The sequence below is a fragment of the Tamaricihabitans halophyticus genome (genome assembly GCF_004340875.1).
Taxonomy (GTDB): domain Bacteria; phylum Actinomycetota; class Actinomycetes; order Mycobacteriales; family Pseudonocardiaceae; genus Tamaricihabitans; species Tamaricihabitans halophyticus.
In genome coordinates, this window is the sequence record NZ_SLXQ01000007.1 from 125,432 (window position 1) to 138,576 (window position 13,145).

The 13,145-nt window shown below is 67.4% G+C and carries 12 protein-coding genes; 10 read left to right on the plus strand and 2 right to left on the minus strand.

Going from position 1 to position 13,145, the window contains the following annotated elements; genetic code table 11:
- The first annotated feature begins 26 nt into the window (after positions 1-26).
- From mobA to EV191_RS17140, 7 genes are all read left to right on the plus strand, one after another.
- Positions 27-620, plus strand: coding sequence for a molybdenum cofactor guanylyltransferase (mobA, locus tag EV191_RS17110; protein ID WP_132878086.1), 594 nt, complete (start codon positions 27-29; stop codon positions 618-620).
- Between the two features lie 76 nt (positions 621-696).
- Positions 697-1,809, plus strand: a complete 1,113-nt coding sequence (locus tag EV191_RS17115; protein WP_424565479.1) for an AAA family ATPase — start codon at positions 697-699, stop codon at positions 1,807-1,809.
- Positions 1,810-1,815: 6 nt separating this feature from the next.
- Positions 1,816-2,784, plus strand: coding sequence for a DUF58 domain-containing protein (locus tag EV191_RS17120; protein ID WP_132878087.1), 969 nt, complete (start codon positions 1,816-1,818; stop codon positions 2,782-2,784).
- Positions 2,784-3,776 carry a VWA domain-containing protein gene (locus EV191_RS17125; protein WP_132878088.1) on the plus strand — a complete coding sequence of 331 codons (993 nt, stop codon included), beginning with the start codon at positions 2,784-2,786 and terminating at the stop codon, positions 3,774-3,776. The genes EV191_RS17120 and EV191_RS17125 overlap by 1 nt, the downstream gene beginning before the upstream one ends.
- 97 nt (positions 3,777-3,873) lie before the next feature.
- Positions 3,874-4,578 (plus strand): 3-oxoacyl-ACP reductase FabG, encoded by a 705-nt coding sequence (fabG, locus tag EV191_RS17130; RefSeq protein ID WP_132878089.1) that lies wholly within the window; start codon positions 3,874-3,876, stop codon positions 4,576-4,578.
- A gap of 54 nt (positions 4,579-4,632) precedes the next feature.
- Positions 4,633-5,400 carry an enoyl-ACP reductase FabI gene (fabI, locus tag EV191_RS17135; RefSeq protein WP_132878090.1) on the plus strand — a complete coding sequence of 256 codons (768 nt, stop codon included), beginning with the start codon at positions 4,633-4,635 and terminating at the stop codon, positions 5,398-5,400.
- Positions 5,400-6,434 (plus strand): ferrochelatase, encoded by a 1,035-nt coding sequence (locus tag EV191_RS17140; RefSeq protein ID WP_132878091.1) that lies wholly within the window; start codon positions 5,400-5,402, stop codon positions 6,432-6,434. Before fabI ends, EV191_RS17140 begins: the two co-directional genes overlap by 1 nt.
- Before the next feature lie 25 nt (positions 6,435-6,459).
- Here EV191_RS17140 and EV191_RS17145 read toward each other — a convergent pair whose 3' ends face one another.
- Positions 6,460-7,254: a hypothetical protein gene (locus EV191_RS17145; RefSeq protein WP_132878092.1), complete on the minus strand. Its 795-nt coding sequence runs from the start codon at positions 7,252-7,254 to the stop codon at positions 6,460-6,462.
- A gap of 103 nt (positions 7,255-7,357) precedes the next feature.
- Here EV191_RS17145 and EV191_RS17150 point away from each other — a divergent pair, with 103 nt between their 5' ends.
- From EV191_RS17150 to mshC, 3 genes are read left to right on the plus strand one after another with little or no spacing between them, the layout of a single operon-like run.
- Entirely contained in the window at positions 7,358-8,755 is a 1,398-nt protein-coding gene (locus tag EV191_RS17150; RefSeq protein ID WP_243659019.1) for a sigma 54-interacting transcriptional regulator, read from the plus strand.
- Between the two features lie 17 nt (positions 8,756-8,772).
- A complete protein-coding gene (locus EV191_RS17155; RefSeq protein WP_132878094.1) occupies positions 8,773-10,722 on the plus strand; it encodes a vWA domain-containing protein in 1,950 nt (649 codons plus the stop codon).
- A gap of 43 nt (positions 10,723-10,765) precedes the next feature.
- The gene (gene mshC / locus EV191_RS17160; RefSeq protein ID WP_132878095.1) at positions 10,766-12,010 is read left to right on the plus strand and encodes a cysteine--1-D-myo-inosityl 2-amino-2-deoxy-alpha-D-glucopyranoside ligase; all 1,245 of its coding nucleotides are present in this window, start codon (positions 10,766-10,768) and stop codon (positions 12,008-12,010) included.
- On the opposite strand, the gene EV191_RS17165 is transcribed toward mshC, so the two are convergent.
- Entirely contained in the window at positions 11,996-13,138 is a 1,143-nt protein-coding gene (locus tag EV191_RS17165; protein WP_132878096.1) for an MFS transporter, read from the minus strand. The two genes, mshC and EV191_RS17165, sit on opposite strands and share 15 nt — an antisense overlap.
- Positions 13,139-13,145: the final 7 nt, after the last annotated feature.

Sequence of the window (13,145 nt, forward strand, 5' to 3'; positions counted from 1 at the left end):
GCCCCGGATATTGCTAGCTTCGCGCAATGGCGACCGAACGGGACTACGGGGCGATCGTGCTTGCCGGTGGTCGAGCCAGCCGGCTGTCCGGAGTGGATAAACCAGCCCTGCTACTGGCTGGTGAAACTTTGCTCGACAGGGTGTTAGCAGCCGTGCCCGACGCCGACCCGCTCGTGGTGGTCGGACCGGATCGGACACTGACGGCACCGGGCGGGCAACCGATCCACCAGGTGCGGGAGCAGCCGCCCGGTGGCGGCCCGGTGGCCGCGGCGGTCGCTGGTCTGGCGGCACTGACTACCGCCGGCACCTCCCCAACCATGGTTGCCCTGCTTGCTGGTGATCTGGCTGGGTTGCGACCGGACACCGTGTCGCGGCTGCGTGGTGAGTTGACCGCGGCCGAGGCCGGCGCGGTGCTCGTCGACCTGCGGGGTCGGCGGCAGTGGTTGATCGGCGTCTGGTGGTTGGCCGCGTTGCGCGCCGCCATCCCGGCTGATCCGGTGAACAAGGCCCTGCGTACGGTGCTTGGCGGGCTTTCGGTGCGGGAGGTGCCTGCCCGGGAAGGCGAGACGGACGACGTGGATACCGAAGCGGATCTGCGTCGGCTGGGAATCGAGCGCTGAGCAGCCTTCACAGCCGTGTTACCGATGATCCGGTTGCCTGTGGGTGAGCATCGCGATACAACGAGGGAGAATGGCAGTGACGGAGGCCGGGCAAGGGGAATCGGCGCAGCGGGAAGTCGCCCAGCGGGAGGTGGCGGCGAGTAGCGGCACGGCGCCTCAGGCGGGCACGCCGGCCAAGGACGCGCAGCTGCTCGAACGCACGGTTTTCGAGGTCAAACGTGTCATCGTCGGTCAGGATCGGCTAGTCGAGCGGATGCTGGTTGGCCTGCTCGCGAAGGGACACCTGCTGCTCGAAGGTGTGCCCGGTGTGGCCAAGACCCTCGCGGTGGAGACCTTCTCGCGGGTCGTTGGCGGGTCGTTCTCCCGCGTGCAGTTCACCCCGGACCTGGTGCCCGCGGATATTCTCGGTACCCGGATCTACCGGCAGGGCAGCGAATCCTTTGATGTCGAGCTCGGCCCCGTGGTCTCGAACTTCGTACTCGCCGATGAGATCAACAGGGCGCCGGCGAAGGTGCAGTCCGCGATGCTCGAGGTGATGGCCGAGCGGCATGTGTCGATCGGTGGCACGACTTTCCCCATGCCGGATCCGTTCCTGGTACTGGCCACGCAGAACCCGATCGAGAACGAGGGTGTCTATCCGCTGCCCGAGGCGCAGCGTGACCGCTTCCTCTTCAAGATCGTCGTGGAGTATCCCACCGCGGAGGAAGAGCGCGAGATCATCTACCGGATGGGTATCACGCCGCCGGAGGCGCAGCAGGTCCTCACTCCGGAAGAGCTGACCCGACTGCAGGGCGTCGCCGCGCAGGTGTTCGTGCATCACGCCCTTGTGGACTATGTCGTGCGACTGGTGCTTGCCACCCGTACCCCGAACGACCACGGTCTGTCCGATGTGGCCGGTTGGGTGTCCTATGGTGCCTCGCCGAGGGCAAGCCTGGGGATCATTTCCGCGGCGCGGGCGCTCGCGTTGGTACGTGGCAGGGACTATGTGCTGCCGCAGGACATTGTGGACGTCGTGCCGGACGTGATCCGGCATCGACTGGTGCTTTCCTATGACGCGCTCGCCGATGGCGTACCACTCGATCACATCATTTCCCGCGTACTGCAGACCGTGCCGCTGCCGCAGGTCTCCGCCAGGCCAGGGACCGGTCCCGCGCAGCAAACACCCGTCGGTGCGCCAACCGGAGCGTGAGTCGAGGTGACATCGCCGTTCGCCGGGAACGAACCCGCCGCCGACGCGGCCGCCCGGCCTTCCTGGGCTCCGCCGGTCCTACGCGGCGACAGGTTGGAGGCGGGACTGCGGACGCTGGAACTGGATGTGCGACGCCGCCTGGACGGCCTGCTTCAGGGTAACCACCTTGGACTGGTTCCGGGGCCGGGCTCGGAACCAGGGGAGGCCAGGCCGTACCAACCAGGTGACGATGTGCGCCGAATGGACTGGGCCGTCACGGCACGCACGACCGAGCCACATATCCGGGAAACGGTCGCGGACCGCGAGCTGGAGACCTGGATCGTCGCGGATCTGTCCGCCAGCCTCGATTTCGGCACCGCGTTGTGCGAGAAACGGGATCTGGTGGTGTGCGCGGTTGCCGCGATCGCACACCTCACCCGAGGCGGTGGTAACCGGATCGGTGCGCTGATCTCGACCGGCGAGCGGTTGGTGCGGGTGCCACCCCGAGGCGGTATCGCGCACACACGTGGGCTGGTCCGCAAGATCGCCGAGATGCCCAGGGCTCCCGAGGGAACCAGGGGCGATCTCGCGGCCGCGGTCGAGCAGCTCCGGCGGCCACCCCGCCGCAGAGGGCTGGCCGTGGTGCTCTCGGATTTTCTCGGAGACCCTGCCTGGCAACGCCCGCTGCGCGCGCTGTCCGCCCGGCATGAACTGATCGGCGTGGAAGTTGTTGATCCCCGGGACGTCGAGCTGCCGGACGTGGGCACCGTGGTACTCGCGGATCCGGAGAGTGGCAAGCAGCGGGAGGTGCACGCTTCCCCGTTGCTCCGCAAGGAATTCGCCGCCGCCGCGGCGGAGCACCGGTCGGTGGTCGCGGCCGGCCTGCGCCGTGCGGGTGCCGGTCATCTGGTCCTACGCACCGATGCCGACTGGATCGCGGACATCGTGCGGTTCGTCGTCCGCCGTAAGCGTCGTTGGTCTGGAGGAGTCGCCTGATGCTCGGACTCAGCCTGTCCGGCTTCACCGCGGCGTGGTGGCTTGTGCTGCTGGCCGTTGTGGTGGCACTTGCGGTCGGCTATGTGCTGGTCCAGCGACGGCGCCGGAAACGCGTCCTGCGGTTCAGCAATCTCGAACTGCTGGAGAAGGTCGCGCCAGCGCGGCCGCACTGGGTGCGGCATGTACCACCGGCCTTGCTGCTGGTCGCGTTGGTGTTTCTCACCGTGGCACTAGCTGGGCCGACCGCGGAGCAGAAGGTACCGCGGAACAGGGCCACGGTCATGCTCGCGATGGACGTTTCGCTGTCCATGGAGGCGACCGACGTCCAGCCGACGCGGCTCAGGGCAGCGCAGGCTTCCGCGAAGTCGTTCGCCGGCGGACTGACGTCTGGGGTCAACCTGGGGTTGATCTCGTTCGCTGGCACGGCGACCGTGGCGGTATCGCCGACTACCGACCGGGAGAGCGTGAAACAGGGGATTGACGGCTTGAAACTGACCGAGTCCACGGCGACCGGTGAGGCCATTTTCGCCGCCATTCAGACGATCCAGGGGTTCTCGCAGGTCGTTTCCGGCCCGGAAGGGCCACCGCCGGCACATATCGTGCTGATGACCGATGGTAAGCAAACGGTGCCGTCGTTCGACCAGAACGCGCCGCGTGGCGCGTTCACCGCAGCCAGGGCAGCCAAGGAAGAGGGCATTCCGGTGTCCACGATCTCCTTCGGCACGGTCGAGGGCGTGGTTGATATCCGCGGTAATCCGCAACCGGTTCCGGTGGATGACGCGTCCATGGAGGAGATCGCCCGGATCTCGGGCGGAGATTTCTACCGCGCGGAGACCGCGGGACAGCTTGACGCGGTCTATGACACCTTGGGTGAGCAGATCGGCTACGAGATGAAGGAAGCCGACGCGAGCAAACCGTGGTTGCTGTTCGGCACTGTGGCCGCGCTGATCGCGGCTGCCGGCGCGCTGACCGTGAACCAGCGCTTGCCGTGACGATTGCCGCGGGTGAGTTTGCGCGCCTGCGGCGAAGCGTGACCGAGTGGGGCGATAGCCTCAACGTCAAAGCGGCGTCGGCGTTGAGGAGCGGCAGGTGGCACGATCGGTATTGGTGACGGGCGGCAACAGGGGCATTGGCTTGGCGATTGCCCGCGCGTTCGCTGAAGCCGGTGACAAGGTAGCGGTGACCCATCGAGGCTCGGGTGCGCCGGCTGACCTACTCGGGGTGCGGTGCGATGTCACCGATGCCGACCAGATCGACGCGGCCTTCGCGGAAGTAGAGGCGGCGCACGGGCCAGTCGAGGTGCTGGTGTCCAACGCCGGGATGAACGATGACACGCTGCTGCTGCGGATGTCCGAGGACCAGTTCACCAAGGTCGTGGACGCCAATCTGACCGGCGCGTACCGGGTGACCAAGCGGGCGACGAAGGGGATGTTGCGGGCCCGCTGGGGGCGGGTGATCTTGATCTCCTCGGTGGTCGGGCTGACCGGCTCGGCCGGCCAGGTCAACTACGCGGCGAGCAAGGCGGGACTGGTTGGCCTGGCGCGGTCGGTGGCGCGTGAACTTGGTTCGCGGAACATCACCGCGAACGTCGTTGCCCCCGGATTCGTGGACACGGAGATGACCGCGCAGCTCTCGGCTGAGCGCAAGAAGGAGATTCTGGCGCAGGTCCCTGCCGGGCGTTACGCCAGCGCGGATGAGGTCGCCGCCGCCGTCCAGTTCCTCGCCTCGGATCAGGCTGGATACGTGACCGGCGCGGTTATCCCGGTGGATGGCGGGCTCGGGATGGGGCACTGATCAGGATTGCCACCCGCGGAAACTTCGGAAATCTCTGACAGGAAAGGATTCGGCGTGTCCGGACTGCTCGAAGGTAAACGACTGTTGATCACCGGAGTGATCACCGATTCCTCCATGGCCTTTCATGCGGCGAAGGTGGCCCAAGAGCAAGGCGCCCAGGTGGTGTTGACCGGCTTCGGTCGACTGAGCCTGGTTGAGCGCATCGCCAAGCGACTTCCCACGCCCGCGCCAGTGCTCGAACTGGACGTGCAGAACCAGGAGCACCTGGACACGCTCGCCGAGCGGGTCGGCGAACACCTCGACGGCCTCGATGGCGTGTTGCATTCGATCGCGTTCGCTCCGCAGTCCTGCCTCGGCGGCGAGTTCCTGGACGCGCCATGGGAGGACGTGGCCACCGCGTTCCAGGTCTCGACCTACTCGATGAAGTCGGTAGCGGTTGCCTGCCTGCCGCTGTTCGGTGGCGGCGGTTCCGTGGTGGGCATGGACTTCGACGCGCGGGTGGCGTGGCCGATCTACGACTGGATGGGCGTCGCCAAGGCGGGTCTGGAGTCGACCACCCGGTACCTCGCGCGGGAGCTTGGCCCGAAGGGAATTCGGGTCAACCTCGTTTCCGCGGGGCCGGTGCGCACCATGGCGGCGAAATCGATCCCCGGCTTCGAGGTGGTCGAGGACTCCTGGGGGGAGCGCGCCCCTCTTGGCTGGGACGTCAACGACCCGACTCCGGTCGCGAAGTCCGTCTGCGCACTGCTTTCCGATTGGCTGCCGGCGACAACGGGTTCCATGGTGATGGTCGACGGCGGCGTGCACGCGATGGGTATGTGATGAGCTACGACGCGCTGCTGTGGCTGTCCTTCGGCGGCCCGGAGGGGCCGGCCGACGTGCGGCCATTCCTGGAGAACGTGACCAGGGGGCGGGGCGTACCGCCGGAGCGGCTGGATGAGGTAGAGGAGCATTACCAGCACTTTGGTGGCGTCTCACCGATCAACGCGCTGAACCGCGCGGCGATCGAGGCCGTACGTGCGGAACTGACCAGGCGTGAGCTTGATCTGCCGGTGTACTTCGGGAACCGGAACTGGCATCCGCTTGCCGAAGACACCGTGGGGCAGATGGCCAGCGATGGCATCCAACGGGCACTCGTCTTTGCGACCAGCGCCTACGGCGGTTACTCCGCCTGCCGCCAGTATGACGAGGACATCGTCCGTGCCAGGGCGGCCTGCGGCCCAGCCGCGCCGGAACTGGTGAAGCTCCGCCAGTTCTTCGACCATCCGCTGTTCATCACGGCCTTCGCGGATGCCGTCCGGGCGGCCATGGCGACGTTGTCCGAACCATCGACGGCCCGGGTGGTGTTCACCGCACATTCGGTACCGGTGAGCGCCGACGCGGCCGCGGGGCCAGCGGAATCCGGTGGGCATCGCTATTCCGCGCAGGTCGCCGAGGCGGCTCGGCTGGTGGCCACCGAACTCGGCGTCGCGGACTATGACGTGGTGTGGCAGTCGCGCTCGGGTCCGGCTCACATTCCCTGGCTCGAACCGGACATCGTGGACCACCTCGACACCCTGCACGACAAGGGTGTTGCGGCGGTTGTGGTGTGCCCGATCGGGTTCGTCAGTGATCACCTCGAAGTGATCTGGGACCTGGATAGTGAAGCAAAGGACCGAGCGGGCGAACTGGGGATCGAGTTTGCCAGGGCAGCCACTCCGGGGACGGATCAGCGGTTCGCCGAGCTCGTCGTGGAACTGGTTGCCGAACACGTGTCTGATGTGCCCGCCAGAGCACTGTCGGCGTTTCCCAGCGCCGGCTGCACGGTTAACGGCGAGCCGTGTGCCACGGACTGTTGCGTCCAGCCACGGCGCTAGCGAGGGCGTTCGGACCCCGCTCGCGTCAGTAGTGATCGGCGCCCTCGGCAAGCACGCGAATCGCTTCGTGTACGGCAGCGGTCCGTGCGGCGCGGACCGCGGCGTCCAGCGGTCGTAGCGCGTCGGCACGCTGGTTCGCCGCTGCGGACGACAGCGCGGCGCCCGGTTCGTCTTCGGCGGCGAGCTGCAGAATCGTCGCTACCTCGTTCGCGCGCTGGAGTACCCGCAGGGCACGTTGTGGCATACCCGCCGGCCAATCCGGGTCCGGGCGGGTTGCCAAACGTCCGCGCAGTTCGTCCCGGACACCGGGGCGTCCCTTGGCGACATCAAGCGATTGCAGCGTCGCGGCGCTGCTGCGGAGTGCCTCGCTGAGGGCGTGTTCGGCTTCGCCGAGTCCAACGTGCTCGACTACCGCCGTGCTCGGCAGGGTATGCACCGTCCAGCTGAGCACCTGGTCGGCGGCGGGTACCGGGACAAGGCCGAATCGGGCGCCGGTAAGCACCACACCCTCCCGCGCGGTGAGCGCCGCGGTGGCGAAACTGGTCTGCCCGCCGAGGCCACGCACGTCCCCCGGTGCGGGAAGTACCAACCGGGTGCCCACCGTGCCAACCCTGCGCAGCGCGGCGAGCAGTTGGACTGGGCTCGCTGGATAACTTCCGCGCATCGGCAGGTCAAGCTCATCGGCGGCAGTGTGATCGGCCGCAACGACATCGTGGTGCTCGCGCCATACCGCGAGTGCGTCCAGGACGTCATCGGTCGCCGCGGCGCCGTGCAACCAGGCCGCGGTCCACACGGCGAAACTCGCACTTGGGCAGCTCACGCCGAAAAAGGGTACGGGGTGGCCCATGGGGAACGCGAGTTGCCTTGGCAACTGGCACGGGTGTGCGTCGCGCCGCGCGGCCGAGTTGCGTAGCGTCGGTGTGGTGACTATCGCACCCGCACAGCTACCCAGGACCGTCGGTGCGCTACGGGCCGCTGGCTATGCCCCGAAATCGGTCAAGGCGGAAATCGCGGATAATCTACTGAGCCGGTTGCGTGCTGGTGACCAGGTATGGCCAGGCATCGTCGGGTTCGATGACACCGTGCTGCCCCAGCTGGAGCGCGCGCTGCTCGCTCGCCACGACCTGGTGCTACTGGGTGAGCGTGGTCAGGGCAAGACCCGCCTGCTGCGCACTCTCGCTGGACTGCTTGACGAGTGGACCCCGGTGATCGACGGTTCCGAGCTTGGCGAGCATCCACTGGCCCCGATTGCCCCGGAATCCGTGCGCAGGGCGCGCGAGCTCGGCGACGAACTACCGGTCAACTGGAGACATCGCGAGGAGCGCTATACCGAGAAACTTGCTACGCCGGACACATCGGTCGGTGACCTGATCGGTGACGTAGATCCGGTGAAGGTGGCGGAAGGGCGCAGCCTCGGTGATCCCGAGACTATCCACTTCGGACTTGTGCCGCGTGCGCACCGTGGCATCGTGGCGATCAACGAGTTGCCGGACTTGGCCGAGCGGATCCAGGTGGCGTTGCTGAACGTCATGGAGGAAAGGGATATCCAGGTGCGCGGGTACCCCTTGCGGCTGCCGTTGGATGTGCTCCTCGTGGCGACCGCGAACCCCGAGGATTACACGAACCGGGGCCGGATCATCACCCCACTGAAGGACCGCTTCGGCGCCGAGATACAGACGCACTACCCACTCGACGTGGCCGCCGAGGCGGCACTGGTGCGCCAGGAAGCGGAGCTGGTCGCCGAAGTTGGCACACCGCTCGTCGAAGTACTCGCGCGGTTCGTTCGCGAGCTCCGCGAGGCACCGGTGATCGATCAGCGATCCGGCGTTTCCGCCAGATTCGCGGTGGCCGCCGCCGAGACGGTCGCCGCCGCGGCGTTGCGGCGATCCGCGCTGACCGGTGAAACCGAGGCCGTGGCACGGCCGATCGATCTGGAATCGGTGCCCGAGGCGCTACGCGGCAAGCTCGAGTTCGAATCCGGCGAACAGGGTCGGGAGCAGGAGCACCTGGGGTACTTCCTGCGCAGAGCGTTCGCCGAGACCGCGCGGGACAAGCTGGCCGGACTTGACCTGCGGCCGCTGATCGAAGTGGTCGCGGACGGGAACCTGGTCGCCACGGGGGAGCGGGTCGCCGCGGGCGAGTTGCTCCGAGCGTTGCCAGAACTGCCTGTTCTGCACGAGGTCGCCGCTCGGCTCGGGGTGAACTCCAGTGACCCGGACGGCCGGATCGCCGCCGCCGTGGAGTTCGCGTTGGAATCGCTGTACCTGCGTCGCAAGTTGGCCAAGGACACCGAGGGCGGTACCAGCGTCTACGGGCCGTAAAACCGCACGGAGGAACGATGAACAGTCGCCGTTACTCGTACGGGCCGTGGCATGACGGACCGGATCCGCTTGCGCCACCGTTCGACCTGCGGGCCGCGCTGGACGAGATCGGCGGTGACGTGATGGCTGGTGTTTCGCCCCGCGCCGCCCTGCGCGAGTTACTGCGCAGGGGGTTCGCCGACACCGCTGGGCTGGATGAGTTGGCAAGGAAGGTTTGGCAGCGCCGCAGGGACATCCAGCGCGGCCATCGACTGGATGGGACGCTGCAGGAGGTCCGCGAGCTGCTTGATCGTGCCGTCGCGGCCGAACGCGCCGCGTTGTTTCCCGATCCGGATGATGCCGCGCGGTTCGCCGAGGCCCGCCTGGACGCCCTGCCAAGCAGCACGGCCGCGGCGGTCGCCGAACTCGCGGATTACCCGTGGCGGTCCGAGACCGCGGCACGAGACTACGAACGGATCAAGGAACTGCTTGGCGCCGAACTGATGGACAGCCGGTTCGAAGGGATGCGGCAGGCGCTGCGGAACACCAGCTCGACGGACGCGGAGCGGATCGGCGAGATGCTACGCGCACTGAACGATCTGTTGCTCGCGCATCTACGTGGCGAGGACACTCGCGAGCGCTTCTCCGATTTCATGCGGGCGTACGGCGATTACTTCCCTGAACGGCCCCGAAACACCGATGAGCTGATCGATGTGCTCGCCAAGCGTTCGGCGGCCGCGCAGCGGGCGATGAACTCGATGACCGAGGAACAACGCGGCGAGCTCGGGGGGCTGATGAACCAAGCCTTCGGCGACCCTCGACTCGCGGAGCAGATCGCGACGCTGGACGCGAACCTGCGCGCACTGCGGCCGGGGGAGGACTGGCAATCGGCGGGACGGTTCGACGGCTCGGATCCGCTCGGCTTCGGTGCAGGTACGCAGGCGCTGGTTGATCTTGGTCAACTCGAGGAGCTCGCCGAACAGTTGGCGCAGTCCTATCCGGGCGCTCGGCTGGAGGACATTGACCTCGACGCGCTCGCCAATCAGATCGGCGACGAGTCCAGAGTGGATGCGCAGCGACTGGCGCGGCTGGAGCGGGAACTGCGCGGCCAGGGCATCTTCGAGCAAACCACGGACGGATCGCTTCGGTTGTCGCCCAAGGCCTTGCGCCGTCTCGGGGAGACCGCGCTACGCGATGTGCACGCCGGGATGGATACTCGCCTCGGGGAGCGGGAAGCGCATCGCGCGGGCGCCGCCGGCGAGCCGACCGGCGCGAGCAGGGCGTGGCGATTCGGTGATACGGAGCCATGGGACACCAGCCGAACCGTCCGCAATGCGATCCTGCGGGGTACTGCGGCTGGGCAGCGCGCGGTACGGCTCGACGTGTCCGATGTGGAGGTCATGGAGACCGAGCAACGTAGCCGAGCGGCGGTCGCGTTGTGCGTGGACACCTCGTGGTCAATGGTGGCCGAAGATCGATGGCTGCCGATGAAGCGAACGGCGCTCGCGCTGCATCAACTGATCAGCACCCGATACCGCAACGATGCGCTCCAGCTGATCACCTTTGGCCGGCACGCCTCCGTGGTCGATATCGGCGAGTTGACCGCTCTGGACGGGACCTGGGAGCAGGGTACGAATCTGCATCACGCGCTACTACTGGCCGGGCGGCATCTGCGTCGCCATTCGGACGCCCAGCCCGTGGTGCTCGTCGTGACGGATGGTGAGCCGACCGCGCACCTTGAGGCTGACGGCGAAGCGGTGTTCAGCTACCCACCGCTGCCGGAAACCGTGGCGCGCACGCTCGGTGAGGTGGATCGGCTCACCCGCTTGGACACCACGATCACCCTGTTCATGCTTGGCGAGGACGAACGGTTGGCCGCGTTCGTGGATCAGCTTGCCAGGCGAAACGGCGGCAGGGTGATTGCCCCGGACCCGGAAGGGCTGAGCGCGGCGGTGGTTGGGGATTACCTGAGTACCCGCCGGCGTTAGGGATCGGTGTCCGCTCGTTGTCGATATACATAGGGTCAGCCGCATGCAAACTTGGTCGTCGGTATCCGTTCCCAGCGTGCCTGGTACACCACCACCGCTCCGGCTCTACGACACGGCTACCGAGCAGACACGACCGGCCGCGCCCGGTGAGCAAGCACGGATGTATGTGTGCGGGATCACTCCCTATGACGCGACGCATCTCGGGCACGCCGCCACGTATCTCGCGTTCGACCTGGTCTACCGGCAATGGCTGGACGCCGGGACCGAGGTGCACTATGTGCAGAACGTCACCGATATTGACGACCCGCTGATCGAACGTGCCGAGCGGGACCAGGACGACTGGGTGGTCCTCGGGCTACGTGAGACGGCGTTGTTCCGGGAGGACATGGAGGCCTTGCGGGTACTCCCGCCGCGCGAGTTCGTCGGCGCGGTGGAAAGCATCCCGGAGATCGTCGCGGTCGTGGACAAGTTGCTGGCCAGCGGTGCGGCCTACCGGGCAGACGACCCGGAGTACCCGGATGTGTACTTCGATCACCGAGCGAGCGGCCATTTCGGTTACCAGTCGAACTATGACCTGGCGACGATGCGGCGGCTGTTCGCCGAACGCGGCGGCGATCCGGAACGGCAAGGGAAACGCCACGAGCTGGACGCCCTGCTGTGGCGATGTCAACGGCCAGGGGAGCCGTTCTGGGAATCCGATCTCGGACCGGGCCGGCCTGGCTGGCATATCGAATGCAGCGTGATTGCCCGCGAACGGCTCGGGCACGCCTTTGACATCCAGGGCGGCGGGTCTGATCTGATCTTCCCGCACCATGAGTTCAGCGCCGCGCACGCCGAAGCGCTGACCGGGCAGCACCCGTTCGCCCGGCACTACAGTCACGCGGGGATGATCGGCCTCGCCGGCGAGAAGATGTCAAAGTCCAAGGGCAACCTGGTGTTCGTCTCTCGGCTGCGTGCGGACGGCGTCGATATGGCCGCGGTCCGACTCGCGCTGCTGTCCGGGCACTACCGGCAGGACCGTTCGTGGACCGACGACCTGCTCTCCGACGCACATCAGCGACTGGCGCGGTGGCGCGCCGCGGCGGCCAAAGAGGCAGGGCCGGACGTGACGGCGACGCTGCGTCAGCTGCGCACGCATCTGGCCAATGACCTGGATACGTCGAGTGCGCTGAGCTCGGTGGACGCCTGGGTTGATGCCGCCATGCGCGGGGACGGTGCTGATCCGAGCGCGCCTGGGCTGCTGGCCGATGCGGTGGACGCGCTGCTCGGGGTGTCATTGCGCGGCTGAGGAGGAACCGGGTGGCCGGCGGGCAAGCACCGCCGGCCCGGTGATCGCGAGGAGTACAGCTGGCACCAGGAAGCCGACGATGGCACTGATCCCATAGAGCGGGAGAAAGGCCAGCGGTGAGGCGGCGGCGCCGATGAACCGGAAGGACTGCACAACCGAGACCGCGCCGCCGCGATTGGGTCCGTCCTCGACCAGCACCAGCGTGTTGAGCCCGACCATGATGAGCTGGCTGCCGACGCCCGCGAGTGTCCACAGCGCCACGGCCCCGGCCAGCCAGGGCACGGCGCCGAACAAGCCGATGGCGAGTGCGGCCGCCAGGCTGCCCACGAGCGCGCAGCTGCGCGCGCCCACGCGATCCACCGCGACACCAACCAGGCGAGAGGTCAGCAGGCCAGCGATGCCGAATCCAGTCAGCAGGACGCCACGGACGCCGGAGCTGAGCCCGAACGCGTCCGCGAAGTGGGTAGCGACCAGGAAGGACAACCCGCCAAGCGTGGCCCAGGCGACCATGGCCAGCAGCCCGGCCAGCACGACCTGGGTGCGCCATGCGGCACGTAGCCGCACCGGCTCCCGCCCAGCTGATTGGGCGGTTGTAGGCAGGGGTATCGCCGCGAGTATGGCTGCCACGCAGGCGACCGCGATGAAGGCATAACGCCAAGAGAACTCGGCGGCAAGGCCACCGAAAAGTGGCGCGAAGGACTGGCCAGCGGCTTGCATCGAGCCGTACATGCCCATCGCTCGGCCAAGCCGTTCCGGCGGGGTCGCCGTGGCGATGGCGGCCAGCAGCAGTGGAGTGGTGAACGCGTTGGCCGCCCCTTGGGTGATCCGACCGGTGAGGAACAGCGCGTAGTCATCGGCGAGGACGCAAAGCAGCGAAGCGCCGATGTAGGCGATATACGCGAACCGGATTACCCGGGCCCGTCCCCACCGCTCGCCGATGGTTCCGGAGACCAACATCAACGCCGCGAACGGGATCAGATACGCGGTGAGTGCGGCGCCAGCCGAGGACAGCGATATGTCGAAGTCGGCACTGAGTTCGGGCAACATCGGCGCGACGACGCCGCCGGCAAACGGGCCGATCAGGCCGCCGACGTAGAGAGCCGCGACGGCCAGCCGGGGGAACCGCACCGCGGTC